The organism is Sphingorhabdus sp. SMR4y (assembly GCF_002218195.1).
Lineage (GTDB): Bacteria > Pseudomonadota > Alphaproteobacteria > Sphingomonadales > Sphingomonadaceae > Parasphingorhabdus.
Window position 1 is genome coordinate 446,056 of sequence record NZ_CP022336.1, and the last position, 14,526, is coordinate 460,581.

Annotated in this window: 11 protein-coding genes; 2 read left to right on the forward strand and 9 right to left on the reverse strand. The window is 58.6% G+C overall.

Annotated features, from left to right (window positions below):
* Position 1: 1 nt before the first annotated feature.
* The gene (locus SPHFLASMR4Y_RS02065; protein ID WP_089132080.1) at positions 2-3,109 is read left to right on the forward strand and encodes an efflux RND transporter permease subunit; all 3,108 of its coding nucleotides are present in this window, start codon (positions 2-4) and stop codon (positions 3,107-3,109) included.
* Between the two features lie 117 nt (positions 3,110-3,226).
* Positions 3,227-4,192 (forward strand): IS481 family transposase, encoded by a 966-nt coding sequence (locus SPHFLASMR4Y_RS02070; RefSeq protein ID WP_089132081.1) that lies wholly within the window; start codon positions 3,227-3,229, stop codon positions 4,190-4,192.
* Between the two features lie 86 nt (positions 4,193-4,278).
* On the opposite strand, the gene SPHFLASMR4Y_RS02075 is transcribed toward SPHFLASMR4Y_RS02070, so the two are convergent.
* The 9 genes from SPHFLASMR4Y_RS02075 to SPHFLASMR4Y_RS02115 all read right to left on the reverse strand — a co-directional run bounded on the left by SPHFLASMR4Y_RS02075 (position 4,279) and on the right by SPHFLASMR4Y_RS02115 (position 14,520).
* Positions 4,279-5,262, reverse strand: coding sequence for an alpha/beta fold hydrolase (locus tag SPHFLASMR4Y_RS02075; protein ID WP_089132082.1), 984 nt, complete (start codon positions 5,260-5,262; stop codon positions 4,279-4,281).
* Positions 5,259-6,896, reverse strand: a complete 1,638-nt coding sequence (locus tag SPHFLASMR4Y_RS02080) for a flavin-containing monooxygenase (protein WP_089132083.1) — start codon at positions 6,894-6,896, stop codon at positions 5,259-5,261. The genes SPHFLASMR4Y_RS02075 and SPHFLASMR4Y_RS02080 overlap by 4 nt, the downstream gene beginning before the upstream one ends.
* Positions 6,893-8,506 carry an acyl-CoA synthetase gene (locus SPHFLASMR4Y_RS02085; RefSeq protein WP_089132084.1) on the reverse strand — a complete coding sequence of 538 codons (1,614 nt, stop codon included), beginning with the start codon at positions 8,504-8,506 and terminating at the stop codon, positions 6,893-6,895. The genes SPHFLASMR4Y_RS02080 and SPHFLASMR4Y_RS02085 overlap by 4 nt, the downstream gene beginning before the upstream one ends.
* Before the next feature lie 62 nt (positions 8,507-8,568).
* The gene (locus tag SPHFLASMR4Y_RS02090) at positions 8,569-9,660 is read right to left on the reverse strand and encodes an acyl-CoA dehydrogenase family protein (RefSeq protein ID WP_089132085.1); all 1,092 of its coding nucleotides are present in this window, start codon (positions 9,658-9,660) and stop codon (positions 8,569-8,571) included.
* Positions 9,660-10,910, reverse strand: coding sequence for an acyl-CoA dehydrogenase family protein (locus tag SPHFLASMR4Y_RS02095; RefSeq protein WP_089132086.1), 1,251 nt, complete (start codon positions 10,908-10,910; stop codon positions 9,660-9,662). The genes SPHFLASMR4Y_RS02090 and SPHFLASMR4Y_RS02095 overlap by 1 nt, the downstream gene beginning before the upstream one ends.
* Before the next feature lie 7 nt (positions 10,911-10,917).
* Positions 10,918-11,394, reverse strand: coding sequence for a Zn-ribbon domain-containing OB-fold protein (locus SPHFLASMR4Y_RS02100; RefSeq protein WP_089132087.1), 477 nt, complete (start codon positions 11,392-11,394; stop codon positions 10,918-10,920).
* Complete coding sequence (locus SPHFLASMR4Y_RS02105) at positions 11,391-12,581, reverse strand: thiolase C-terminal domain-containing protein (RefSeq protein WP_089132088.1); 1,191 nt, start codon at positions 12,579-12,581, stop codon at positions 11,391-11,393. The genes SPHFLASMR4Y_RS02100 and SPHFLASMR4Y_RS02105 overlap by 4 nt, the downstream gene beginning before the upstream one ends.
* The gene (locus tag SPHFLASMR4Y_RS02110; protein ID WP_236554123.1) at positions 12,578-13,357 is read right to left on the reverse strand and encodes a ubiquinone biosynthesis protein COQ4; all 780 of its coding nucleotides are present in this window, start codon (positions 13,355-13,357) and stop codon (positions 12,578-12,580) included. The genes SPHFLASMR4Y_RS02105 and SPHFLASMR4Y_RS02110 overlap by 4 nt, the downstream gene beginning before the upstream one ends.
* A gap of 20 nt (positions 13,358-13,377) precedes the next feature.
* On the reverse strand, positions 13,378-14,520 hold the full coding sequence (locus SPHFLASMR4Y_RS02115) for an NAD(P)H-dependent flavin oxidoreductase (RefSeq protein ID WP_089132089.1): 1,143 nt from the start codon (positions 14,518-14,520) through the stop codon (positions 13,378-13,380).
* Between the last annotated feature and the right edge of the window lie 6 nt (positions 14,521-14,526).

Sequence of the window (14,526 nt, forward strand, 5' to 3'; positions counted from 1 at the left end):
GATGTGGATTTCTGATGTCTCGATCCGGCGTCCCGTTTTTGCGACAATGGTGATTGCTTCGCTAGTCGTTCTGGGTCTGTTGAGTTTCGGGAGACTGGGTGTTGATCTGTTCCCCAAAATCGAATTCCCTTACGTTTCGGTAACAACGACTTTGCCCGGCGCGTCTCCAGATACGATCGAGACTGAAATCACCGACGTTATCGAGGAAGAGGTCAACAGCGTTTCTGGCATTCGGCAAATGCGTTCAGTCAGCGCCGAAGGCGTCAGTCAGGTCGTGTTGGAGTTTGAGTTGTCGGAAGATGCCGACGTGAAGGCCCAGGATGTCAGGGACCGGGTGGCCAGCATATTAAGCAATTTGCCGGAAGAATCGGACGCGCCTATTGTCGAAAAGCTTGATCCGGACGCAGCGCCGATACTGTCGCTGCTTATCGCAGGAGATGCGCCGGTCCGAGAACTCACGGTCTTTGCCGATGAGGTCGTTAAAGAGAGGCTTCAGCGTATTCGCGGCGTAGGTTCTATCTCCATTGTAGGTGGGCGCGAGAGAGAAATGCGGGTCTGGCTTGATCCGGCAAAAATGCGGGCAAGCGCTATTAGCACGGATAATGTCGTAGCCGCCTTGAGAAACGAAAATGCCGAGTTGCCGGGCGGCCGCCTTGAGATTGATGGTCGCAGCAAGCAATATGGGACCAGAACATTGGCGGAAGCCAATACAGCCTCGGAATTTGGCAATCTCGCGGTAGCATATCGGCCCAACGGACAGGTCACACGGGTCCGCGATATCGGTCGCGTGGAAGACTCGGTCGAGGATGAAACCAGCTATGCCCAATTAAATGGTCGCCCCGGGGTTGTGCTTGAGGTTCGCAAGCAATCTGGAAGCAATACCGTTGCAATGACCAGAGCAATCAAAGCGGAAATCGAGCAGATCAAGGACCAGCTGCCGAGCGGGGTTGAAATTGTTGTCACGAGAGAAACAGCGAGATTCATCGAATCGGCCATTGGTGATGTTCTGTTTGATCTGATGATCGCGGTGGTATTGGTTGTTTTTGTCACATTCTTTTTTCTGCTCAGCTGGCGGGCAACTTTTATCGTTATGCTGGCCATCCCGACTTCCGTTATTGCCACGTTCGCTGCCTTTGCCGCCTTCGATTTTACGCTTAATTTCATGACATTATTGGCCTTGACGGTCGCGATTGGATTGCTTGTTGATGACGCTATCGTCGTTGTTGAAGCCGTGCAAAGCGATGTCGATGAAGGCGCTGATCCAATGGAGGCCGCACCAAAAGCAACCAAGCGGGTCGCATTGGCGGTGCTTGCCGGGACATTTGCCACGTTGGCAGTGTTTGTGCCTATTGCCTTTATGGAAGGGATAGTCGGACGTTTCTTTTTTCAATATGGCTTGGCGATAGTATTTTCGGTTAGCGTCTCATTGCTGGTGGCGCTTACCCTGTCGCCCATGCTTGCGTCTCGATTCCTGAAATCGGAAAAAGAGAAAACAGGCTGGCTGGGAAAAATTGAAATCTTCCACCAGATCATGCGAAAGCGATACGAACGGCTTGTAGGTTGGTCGATCAGAAGACGATATCTCGTTTTTTTGGGAGCCATCATAAGTCTTTTAATCGGCGGTCTTTTCGCAGCAATGGTGCCCGCCACCTTCATGGCCCTCACGGACAGATCAGAGTTCCTTGCAAGTGTTGAACTTCCGTTGGGAACTGGGATTGCGACAGCTAAAGAGGCGTCGCTGCGAGCCGACGAAGCGCTACGCAATATTGAAGATGTAGAATATGTTTTCGTAACCATAGGGGCAGGTACCAATCAGAAAACCAACTTGCTCGATTTCTATTTTGATCTCAGTCCTAAACAGGGTCGATCAGTCGAGCAGGGCGCGATCATGGACCAAGCGCGTGAGGTCCTTGCAAAGACGCTGCCAGAAGCCACGGATATTTCGGTTGTAGAAGTTCCATGGGTTTCCGGTGCCGGTGTGGGATCGGCTCAGATAGAGCTTATAATTTCTGGTTCCGACCTTACGACGATCAATGAATATGCAAATATCATCGCGGAGGAAATGCGTGCTACCCCAGAACTGGTGGATGTCGCCTCTACCTACGAAGGCGGCAGGCCGGAATTGCAGATCAGGTTAGACCGCAATCGGGCCGCAGATTTAGGGGTGACGGCTCGGGATGTCGCAGCAGCAACGCGAACTTTAATTGGCGGGAGTGATGCGGGAACATTTGAAGCCGACGGCAGACGCTATGATGTGAGAGTGCGAGTGGATGAAGATAAACGGCAAACTTTGAACGACATTGCCCGGCTTCCAGTTCGATCAGGAAGTGGAAGTTTAGTCGATCTGGCGGCAGTTGCTGATATTGAAGTTGCCGACAGCCCAGCTCAGATTGATCGCGTGGACCGAGCGAGGCAAATTACAGTCATGGCAAACACGCCGCCCGGCGTAGCATTGAGCGTCGCTGTCGCTCAGGTTGAAAAAATCCTGACCAACAATCCCCCACCTGAAGGAATGTCGACCAAAATGGAGGGTATGGCGCGGAGACTGGCAGACACAACTTCTGCCATACTGCTAGCGTTTGCGCTTGCTTTTGTGGCCCTATATATTGTCCTCGCCAGCCAATTTAACAGCTTCGGACAACCTGTCCTGATCATGCTTACGGCTCCCCTTTCTTTTTCCGGAGCGTTTATTGCACTTTGGCTTTCCAATCAGGAATTGAGCATGTTCGCCCAAATCGGAATGATTGCCCTGATGGGGATCGTGATGAAAAACGGGATTCTTCTTGTGGATCTTGCCAATGAATATCGGCGGGGAGGTATGGACGCAGCGGATGCCATGCAAAAAGCCGCACCCGAACGGCTCCGGCCAGTGTTAATGACGGCTCTGGCAGCAATTTTCGGAATGATGCCTGTCGCCTTTGCTCAGTCGGATGGAGCCGAATGGCGCAATGCTATGGGCTTTATCATTATGGGCGGATTAGCGACATCGACCTTTTTGACATTGTTGGTAGTGCCTGCTGCATATGCTTTGCCTGATGACTATGCTCGGCTTAAAACCCGCGTTCGCGCAAAGCTATCGGGAGGATTGTGGAAAGAGCGCCGCGCTTAGTCAAATTGTCTCATCACGGCATCAACGCAACCTTTTGCCGATGCCGCTACAACGCACTAGGTGTTTAGTCCCGGCATTTGATGGTGTAATATTCACCCACCAATGGAAGGACGCGCTATGGGACAGATTCTACACGGGAGCGCCACCACGACAGAGACAGTCCGTCGAGCAATACAACATAGTCAAGAGAGCCTGATGGCGCTTTCGAGGCGCTACAGCATCAACCCGAAGACAGTGGCCAAGTGGAAGCAGCGCACGTCAGTGCACGACCTCCCCACCGGCCCCAAGGAGGCCAAGTCCACCGTCCTGACTATCGAAGAAGAGGCCATCATCGTTGCCTTCCGTCGGCATACACTGCTGCCGCTGGACGACTGCCTCTACGCATTGCAGGCAACGATCCCGCTCCTGACACGCTCGTCGCTGCACCGCTGTTTGCAGCGCTACGGGATCAGCCGATTGCCCGAAGTTACTGGGGACAAGGAGCCGAAGAAGAAGTTCAAGACATACCCCATCGGCTACTTCCATATCGACATCGCCGAGGTCCGCACCGCGGAAGGCAAGCTGCACCTGTATGTCGGTATTGACCGGACCAGCAAGTTCGCCTTCGTCCAGCTCGTGGCCAAGGCGAACCGGGTGACAGCCTCAGCCTTCCTGGTCTCCCTGATCAAGGCCGTGCCATACAAAATCCACACCGTGCTGACCGACAATGGTATCCAGTTCACCTTCCCGCCGCGCTACGCTGACGGTCCGACCGCCACCTACATGACCCACATGTTCGATATGCGCTGCGAAGAAAACGGGATCGAGCACCGGCTCACCAAGATCAAGCATCCCTGGACCAACGGGCAGGTCGAACGGATGAACCGAACAATCAAGGAGGCGACCGTCAAACGGTATCATTATGACAGCCATGCGCAGCTGACTGCACATCTCCACGACTTCATCGATGCCTACAATTATGGTCGGCGGCTGAAGACCCTCAAGAGACTCACACCCTTCGAATACATCTGCAAAATGTGGACAACCGAACCAAACAGATTTACGCTCAATCCAACCCATCATATGCCGGGACTAAACAACTAGGTTCAAATCAAGGTATCAAAATTCATATTTGGTATTCTCGACCACCCAATTCATCGAAGATATGACAGGTCATTCTAACATTGCGGTTAGCGTTCGTGGGAGCTTTTCCAAAAAGAAAGAACGCTCCTGAGAGCTGCGACAAAGGCCAATGGCTGATCGAGCATCAGGTGGTGGCGGGCTTCCGGTATGGCTATTATCGGGATGTCGGTTCCACCCATCTCGCGGATGTAATCGGCAGAATCCTGTGAGAAGAGCAGACTGTTACCGCCGTGCACGATTGCTTTGCGGCCCGGCGCTTGCACCAGGCGCTTACCCATGTTCAGCCACTCCTCGGGCCTATTGCTCCGCCGGAAAACCTCTGGTGAGAATTTCCACGTCCAACTGCCTCTTTCATGCTTCAGCGAATGATACGCAATATAATCTAGCAGGAATGGCTCCTCGACGGGCTGAGGCGGGGATAGGATGTAGCGCGCACGCGCTGCTTCATAGCTGGGATAGCGCTTGTTGGGCTTGTCCGGATTCCCTGATCCCGGGCTCGACCGATCGTTCTTCCAGTATTTTTCAAGCAATTCAGGGCGCATGATCATAAGGTCGCATACGACCACTCCAGCAAAGGCGTCGGGCGACTGGGTCACGGCTGTCAGCGCGGCACCCGAACCGAAGCTGTGCGCGATGATCGTTGGCTTTTGGCCATCCGCAAACATGTTCAGGGCCTCGGCAACCTCGGTGAATTCCCTCCCGCGGGCCGCCGTGTCAGCTGCCCCCCGCATTTCGCTGTCACCCATGCCCGCCAGATCAAAGGCTACGACGTCATAATCCTGGGCAAAGAAGGGGGCGATGAAGGCGAAGCATCGGGCATGGGCGAGGAAGCCATGCGTTATCAGCAATTTGGGCTTCTCGGGGCTGCCCCAGCGGAGATAGTGCACCTTGGCACCGGAAATCTCTACATAAGCTTCTTCGCGCGGCACGTTCAGTGCTGCTATGAACCATTCGGGCAGGTGCGAACCGTCCCCGGCCCACAAGGAATCGATGTCAGTCGGAAGGTTGTTTACAGGGGTCATTTCATTCATTGCGCGAAGGGTTCCGTGTTTGTGGGTTTTTCGGTTACGAAGCCGCGATAGCCGTCATGCGCTACATCATCACAAAGTGCGGCATAACCGACCACGCTGGGAAAATTGATCAGTTGACGCTTTTTGCCCGGGATATTGGCGCCCATGTACCAGGAGTCTGCTTCGGGAAAGAGCGTCATCGCCCCCGCCTGCGCGACCATTTCGGTCCAGGTCGTCTCGGCTTCGGGTTCCGTATCGAAAAGGACGATGCCTTCGTCTCTTAGCCGGACCAGGAAATCGCAAATCCAGTCGCCTTGTATCTCGGCGGTCGTCGGACCATTCGAAAAACCCGAAGGGCTTAGAGGACCGTAGGCGAACAGCATATTGGGAAAGTCCGCCACGGCCATGCCCAAATAAGCGCGCAGGCCATCGTTCCAGGCCTGTGCCAAACCGAGCCCGCCCAGCCCGGTTATATTCATGTCGATCAGTCCGCCGCGTCCGGCATCGAAGCCTGTTGCAAAGACGATCAGATCGCAGTCAAACGCCCCATCCTGAGTTTCGATACGGTCCGCGCTGATCCGGACGATCGGCGTTTCCTTCAGATCGACGAGCGCGACATTTTCCTGCGCAAAAATCTCGTAATAATTCTGTTCCAGCGATGGCCGCTTGGTGCCGAAGGGGTGGGGCGGCTCGGCAGGAGCAAGTTTTTCCGCAAGCGCCGGATCGACGATCCGCTCCCGGACTTTGTCGCGCCAGAAATCATAAGCGTAGCGGTTTGCTTCGCGGTTGGTGAGCATATCCGCAAAATTGTGATACCAAAATTTTAGACCGCCGCGCTGCCAGAGATGCTCGAAATGTGCGGTGCGCTCCTCATCGCTAACCTCAAGTGCCGATTTTTCCAGCGACTGGTATTCAAAACCCCCGCTGGTCTGCTTGCGTTGTTCGAAAATGGCCGGATACCCCTGCTTTTCGCGCTCCTGCCTTTCTTCGGTTAAGGTCTCCTGGCGCATGGGCAAGGCCAGGATCGGCGTTCTCTGGAACAGCGTCAGTCGATCTGCGGATTTCGCCGCCTCCTGCGCTACCTGTACGCCGCTCGCCCCGGTACCGATCAGGGCGATCTTGCGACCTGCCAGATCAATGCCTTCCTGAGGCCAGCGCGCGGTGTGGCACCATTCGCCAGCGAAGGTGTCGAGGCCGGGAATGTCGGGGACATAAGGCTTCGACGCGAAGCCGAGAGCCGGCAGGAGAAACCGCGCTGTCACCGTGTCCCCACCGTCCAGATGCAGGCGCCAGAGCGATGCCTTTTCGGCGAAGCGTGCGCTTTCGACCCTCGTGCCCAAGCGCATTTGCGGCCACAGATCGAAGGTATCGCAAACATGGCGGAAATAGGCCCGGAGCTCTTTCCAGCCGGGGAAGCGCTCAGTCCACGACCATGTCCGCCAGACTTCGGGAAGAGAGAATTCGTAAAGCGGAACCTGCGAATCGACCCGCGCGCCCGGGTAGCGATTCCAGTACCAGATGCCGCCGGGCTGGGCGGCAGCATCGACCAGCAGGACATTGAACCCGGCCTCGCGCAGTCTGTGAAGCAGGTAGACGCCGCTGAAACCGGCACCGACGATCACCGCGTCATAGTCTGGCGTGGTCTTGCCGCTCACGCTGCCACCCTGCTGCCTTCCGCAATTTTCTTTGCCGCTGCGTAATCCGCCTTTCCGTTCGAGGCGCGCAGAGGCGTGTCGGTAGGATGGATCGACTTGGGCGTCTTATATCCTGCCAGCTGTTCGCGGACGTGGTCCTTTACAGTTTGCTCATCGAATTCGCCCTGCTTGTCGAGATGGACCACGGCGGTCACCGCCTGACCCCATTTCTCGTGCGGTACCCCGACGACCAGCGCATCGGCGATCGCGGGGTGAGTCTTCAGCACCTCTTCGACTTCTTCGGGATAGACCTTTTCACCGGCGGTGTTGATGCACACGCTGCCCCGGCCGAGCAGGGTCAGGCTGCCATCGGTCTCCACGCGGCACCAGTCGCCCGGTATCGAGTAACGCACACCGTCGATTGTCTTGAAGGTCTTCGCCGACTTTTCAGGGTCCTTGTAATAGCCGAGCGGGATCGCACCCTTGCGCGCGATAAAGCCGGATACTCCGCTGCCCGGCTCAATCTTCTGGTCGTTCTCGTCGAACACGTCGCAGAACTCACCGATGCCGAATTTGGCGGTGTTGGTGCCGCCTTGCGCGGTGGTGACCGAAAGGCCGTAGCCGAGGCCTTCGGAAGCGCCGAAACTGTCCATCAGGATGACTTGAGAAATGTGCTTGCAAAGACCGGCCTTGACCTCCTTGCTCCACATCACGCCGGACGAGATGATCGACACGAGGCTGCTGGTATCCCAGCGGCCGGGATGTTCGTCGAGGGCGCGAAGCATCGGCTTGGCGAAAGCGTCACCCACGATTGCGATACTCTCGACCTTGTGTTTCTCGACCGTCTCCCACAACTCTTCGGCATCGAATGACGGGTCGGAGAGTGTAACGATTGCACCGCCCGACATCAGCGCGCCGATCCCGGTGATAAAGCCTGTGCCGTGCATCAGCGGGCAGGAGGGGAGGGTGCGGCGTCCCGGCCCCTGGCTCTTGATCAGCGCGACGTTTTCTTCGTGCGACTGCGGCACCGGGCCGAGCAGCTTTTGCGCATCGAGCTGAGCCTTGCGCATGTCGTCGTGCCGCCACATCACGCCCTTGGGCATGCCGGTGGTGCCGCCGGTATAGATGAACAGCAGATCGCCTGGTGAGCGCTCGATGCCTAGAGGCGAACCGTCTCCCTGCGTCGTGAGATGTTCATAGGGAACGGCGAAAGGGGCGATTTCCGACGCATCACCGATCTCGACGAAAGTGTGGACCTTCTCAAGCCGGTCCTTCAGCTCAAGGATATAGTCGCGAAATTCGGAGCTGTAGACGATCACCTCGCTGTCGGAATCGTCGAAGATGTAGAATACTTCTTTGGGCACGTAGCGATAATTGATGTTCACATGCGTGAGCCGACCCTTGAAGCAGGCCGCCATCAGCTCGCCGTATTCGGGACGGTTTCGCATGTAGAACGCCACCTTCGCCCCGTCGACGGCACCGCGTTCCCGCAGGTTGCGCGCGAGATTGTTCGAACGGACTGACATTTCCGGCCATGTGATGATCCGGTCGCCATGGATCAGCGCGGGCGCATCCTTCGGCATGGCCGGTTCGATAGCATCAAGAATGTCGCCAAGGTTCCAGTCGATCACGTTTCCATCTCATCTCTTGGCGGGGCGCCGCTTGTCTCGCGGCGTCCCCGCAGCTACTTAAATCACGCTGCCCGGGTCCACCCCTGCCGCGCTGCTGCTTCGGCTCTCACCGCTTCGGGGCCGCCAAGAACCTGGCGATCGAAACCGATCCGCTTGAACCAATAATGGAGCCCAAGCAGGTCGGTGAAGCCCATCCCGCCATGCACTTCGGTGGAAGTGCGCGCGACGAAGCGATACACCTCGCCGGTATGCGATTTCGCGTGACACGCGGCGAGCGTGGCTTCATCCGACGCTGCGTCGAAAGCATGCGCTGCGTACCAAATCAGGGAGCGGCATGGTTCGTGACGGGCTGCCATTTCCGCGCACATATGCTTGACCGCCTGAAAGCTGCCAATGATCCGCCCAAATTGTTCGCGCTGTCCGGCATAATCGACCGCCTTCTCAATCATGGCCTGACCCGCGCCGAGGCTGTCAGCGGCCAGGATCACCCGGCCCGCATCGCGCAGCCGTGCCGCAGTCGCTCCGCCATCGTCGGCCAGTGGTTCGGCCGCAACGGTCTCGAACCGCATTTCCCCTACGCTGCGGGTGCGGTCGATCGTCGTCAGCGGGATTTTCTCCAGCCCCGGTGCATCGGCGGGGACGAAGTGCATCCGCCCGGCGGTATCGGCCACCAGGAAGGCCTCGGCGCCGGTGAAATCGAGTGCGAACAGCGCCGTGCCGTCCAGCTTGCCGCTGTTGCAGGTTACGCCCGCCCCGTCGCGCACCTCAATAGTCTCGGCAATGGCAACGGCGATCTGCGCTTTGCCGCTGGCGATCTGAGGCAACCACTCAGCCTGCTGCTGCTCGTTGCCGGCTTGCGCCAGCGCGATGGGTGCAAGCACATGGCTGGCGAGAAACGGCACCGGAGCGACCGCATAGGCAAGCTGTTCGGCCACAACAGCTGCATCTAGCAAGGTCATACCGAGGCCGCCATGCTGTTCGGGAACCATCATTCCTGTGATGCCCAGTTCGCTCAGTGCAGACTGCACCTTTTCGCTGTAAGAAGCTTCGCCTTCGGCGCACTCACGCACATGGTCGAGCGGGCAGGTGTCGGCGAGGCATCGCGCGACTGTATCGCGCAGCATCTGCTGGTCTTGCGACAGTCCGAAATCCATCAGGCGGCTCCCTGTTTCTGGCGGACCGCGACGGCGGCGCCCTGTTCGGCCGGCGCAGGTTTGGCCAGCTTAGGTTCGCGCGGCATATCGAGACCGCGTTCGGCGATGATGTTCTTCTGGATCTGCGCGGTACCTCCACCGATGATAAGGCCCAGCTGGAACATGTAGTTCCACTGCCACGCGCCTCCTTCGCGCTCGCGATTGCTACCGTGATAAAGGATGCCGATCTCGCCCATGGCGTCGATCGCCAGAGCCGATATCTGATGCGCCAGTTCGCAGCTTTGCAGCTTGACAATCAGCTTGGCCATGCCGCCGGGTTCGCCCTTCAGATTGTCCGAAAGGATACGCATTCCGTTGTATTTCATCGCTGCAACTTCGGCCTGAAGCGCCGCCAACCGGTCGCGCAGCACGGCATTGTCGATCGCGCGGCCTTGGCCGACACGTTCTTTCTGCATTAGCTTGACCAGTGCCTGAAATCGGTTTTCCAGCGCATCGGGATCGCCCAGCATGCCGCGTTCGTGACCCAGTGTCGCATTGGCGACGAACCAGCCTTGACCACGCTGGCCGACGATCTGGTCCATCGGCACCCGCACGTCGGTGAAGAACGTCTCGTTAAATTCGGCGTGACCGGTCATGGTCTTGAGCGGACGCACATCGATCCCCGGCGTATCCATCGAGAATATCAGATAGGAAATGCCGCCGTGCTTGGGCGCGTCAGGTTCGGTCCTGACCAGGCAGAAGATCATGTCCGCCTGCTTGGCCGTGCTGGTCCAGATCTTCTGGCCGTTGATCACGAATTCGCCGTTTTCGATCCGCGCGCTGGTTTTCAGGCTGGCAAGGTCCGATCCCGCGCCGGGCTCGGAATAGCCCTGGCACCATACGACCTCGCCTTTCAGCGTCGGCTCGACCCACTGGCGTTTCTGTGCCTCGGTTCCCAGTTCCAGCAGTGTAGGGACCAGCATCGATATGCCTTGGTTGGCAAGTCCGCCGGGAATGCCGGCGCGCGCGAATTCCTCGGCGATGATTCGCGATTTGAGAATGTCGGGCTCGGCCCCGTAACCCCCGTATTCCGTGGGGATCGTGCGGGCGGTATAGCCATGTTCGATCAGCAGTTTTTGCCACTCGACCGCCTCGGGACAGGGGCGGGCGGCCCGGCCCTGCCCGGCTGGCGCACGATTCCCGTACGTCTTTAGGAATTGTCGCACTTCCTCGCGGAAAGCGTCATATTCGGGTCCATATTCGAGATCCATTTCGTGCTTATCCTTCGTGGGGCAGGTTCGTATCGGGGCGGAAAACCGGCAGGCGGAAATCCGCGCCGATCAGTTCGAAATCGAGCGTTACCGGAAGGTCCAGTTCTAGCTTGTCGCGGTCGCAATCGATCAGGCGCGTGGCCATGCGGACGCCTTCTTCCAGTTCCACCACCGCCGAGACAAACGGAATGTCAGCGGCAAAGGCAGGGTGCAGAGCCTGATGTGTGACCGTCCAGGAAAACAGCGTACCTTTTCCGCTGCTTTGCTCCCAAGAAAAGTCGGGCGAGCCGCATTTTGCGCACATGTAGCGTGGCAGGTGGCGGAAGGTGCCACATTCGCCGCAGCGCTGGAAATAGAGATTGCCGTCCTGGCAACGGTTCCAGAATTCCTGTTCCACCGGATCCTGCGGGCGCGGTTGCGGCTTTGGCGGCACCTTCTGCGCCGAGGCACGCATTTTGGGCGGAAGATCCTTCTCGTCGCTCATGCAAACCTCCTCAGGATAGCGATACTGCCATCGCCCAAGTCGCCCCAGCCGGTGACCAGTCCGGTCTGCGCGCCTTCGACCTGGCGTTCGCCGCAATCGTGGCGCAGTTGACGCACCGCTTCGACCACGTGGTTGAGGCCCCAGACATGCGCTTCGCTCAGCAGGCCGCCATGGGTGTTGACTGGATAGCGCCCGCCCAGCTCGATCTGCCCGTCGGCGACAAATTCACCCTGTCCGCCCGGCTCGTAATAACCCAGCGCTTCGAGCTGTAGCAGGACGACATAGGTAAAGCAGTCGTAGATCTGCAGGAAATCCATGTCCTCGCGGCGAACGCCCGCCATGTCGAAGGCGCGCGGGGCGGCATAGCTGAGGCCGATTTTGAACGGATCGGGCCGGGAAGGGATGTCGTCGGCCGGATAGGGATGTCCCTCGGCTGCGCCCGCAATGCTGATGGGGACATGCGGCATGTCTTTTGCCCGGTCCATCCGCGAGACGACGACTGCGCAGGCTCCGTCGGTTTCCAGGCAGCAATCGTAAAGGCGGAAAGGTTCGGAAATCAACCGCGCCGAGTGATAGGTTTCCGCGTCCAGCTCGCGCCCATAGGTAAAGGCCTGCGGATTCATCTGCGCATGGCGGCGGCAGGCCAGCGCGACGGCCGCCATTGCGTCAGGCCCGACGCCGTAAAGCTTTGAATGGCGGGTCGCGAGCCAGGCATACATTTGCACCGGCAAAAACACGCCATAGGGACTGTAATAGCCTTTGACCGTGTTGGTCAGCGTGTTCATGTTCATCGGCCGCGTCGGCGGCGCACCTGGCTTGGGCCTGAGCGCCGAATATCCGTTCCAGCCCAGCGTTATGAGCACATGGTCGCACAGGCCGCTTGCGATCGCCATTGCCGCGTTTTGCAGCGCCGTAGTCGGGCTGGCCCCGCCCATATGCACTGTGGCGGCATAGCGCAGCACATCGATACCCAGATTGGCGGCCATTTCCTCTGACGTCGTATAGATCGGCGGCGGCACCATGCCATCGATATCGGAAGGTTTCAGCCCGGCATCCGCGATGGCGCGGCGCGATGCTTCCAGCATCATGTCCACTGCGGTGCGTTCGGTGCCTTTGACGAAAGCGGTTTCGCCAACGCCAGTGATAGCGGACCTGTCGCTGAAGCTTAGGGCGGCGGGACCGTTCATGCCTGCAGCTCGCCTTGCCGGCGCGCCTGAAACTCACGCTCCAGTCGCTGTGAAAGATCACGCACGCCTACATATACTGCCGGGGGCTGGAGGTTCAGATCGCGGCGCACTTCCTCAAGCGGGCGATCGAGGTACCTTTCCCAATAGAACGTGGTCAGGTCCGCTGCCTTGCGACCCAGTCGCCACGCCTCAAACGCGGCGCGCGCGACGGGGAGCTGCCATTGCTCCGCCAGCAGTTTGGGGACACCGACCGCAACGATGAAGGTGATGCCGTGATTGTAGAATTGTGCATTGCCAAAAGAGAGTACGCACAATTCGCCCAATGCATCGCGGCCATAACCGGTCACCACATGGAACAGATCGTGCGAATCGCGCAGACGTTGGCGATAGCGCGTGACCGCAGGATCGCTGAATTCTGTCATGCCGCTTGCCTCGCTCGCCTCGGCCAGGCCCTGAGCGGTCAGTCCCTCGCCATAGACGAAATCGAGATAAGCGCGGCCAAGCGTCCCCGGCGCGCAGCGCGCCAGGCGCTCCCGGTCGCTGAGCGTGCCGAGCAAATCGGCCCGTTCCGTCAGGATCGTCTGCCCTTGCGGCGAGGCGGCGAAGCGGCGGAAGTTGCGGTAGTAGGAATTGCCCGATAGCGCCTGGACGATGCGAAATACCTGCGAAGTGTCTTCCTTGTCCGCTATCAGCTGGCGCATTGCCGACAAGGCTTCTCCAGGGCGAATGCCGCGGCGCAATTCGTGCCCTTGCGGCAGGTTTGGTGCATCATTCACGACAATACCTCCGTTGCGGTTCACGAGTAGGACTTGGCGGATGAAAGCGCCTCTTCGGCCCCCGTGACGAGATCCTGCATGACCTCGGAGGCGGGACGGATCGCGTCGATCAGTCCGATCCCCTGACCTGCGAAACCGGGAATAACGTCTTTTCGCTCCGCCTTGATGCCGGAGGCCATTACCGGCCCGGAAATCATCGATTGGTACGGCATGGGGAGGGGCTCTTTGTCGGCTGCAGCCCATGCATCGGCCCATCTGTTGCGAATCATGCGCGCAGGCTTGCCGGTAAGCGATCGGCTGACCACCGTGTCGTCCTCGCCGCTTTCGGTGATCGCTTCTTTCTGGAAGTGTTCGATACCCGCTTCCTCGGTCGCGAGGAACGCCGTTCCGATCCATGCGCCCTCGGCGCCAAGCATCATCGCGGCAGCAACGCCGCGGCCATCCGAAATGCCGCCGGCACCGATGACGGGAACGCGATCGCCTACCGCATCGACCACTTGCGGGATGAGCGAGATGGTGCCGATCGGCGAATTGTGACCGCCACCATCGTGACCCTGCGCCACAATCATGTCGATGCCCGAACCGACCACTTGCTCGGCATGTTTAACCTTGCCGATCACCGCCATGACCTTGGTGCCATTGGCATGCAGGCGGTCCATCCACGGTTCGGGACTGCCAAGACCCGCAGCATAGACGGACACTTTTTCCTCGATCACCACTTCCATCTGCGCTTCAAAGAACTCCTTCGAGAAGAGCTGAGGCCCGCCTTTCCCCATTTCGGCGGCGCCAGCCGCCCGCATGGCCGCCTCAGTATCAACTTGAGGAAGGCCTTCGCGGTCCATGAAATCGCGGGTGAACTGCTGGTATTCGCCCAGCAGTTCCATCGGATTTTCGGGTGCGCCACCGCTCTGCGGTGCGGATCCGCGCGTGACCGAGGCGGGCAGCAGCGTATCGACGCCGAAGGGCTTGTCGGTCAGCTCGCGGGTCTGACGAATCCAGTCGCGCAGCTGTTCAGGCGAACACGCCGCCGCACCCAGCACGCCCAACCCGCCCGCATTCGATACTGCCGCGGCCAGCGCCGGAACGCTTGCACCGCCCATGCCGGCCAGCAGGATCGGATATTCGATTCCCAGCATTTCACAAATTCGGCTTCTCAGTGCCATTTTCTC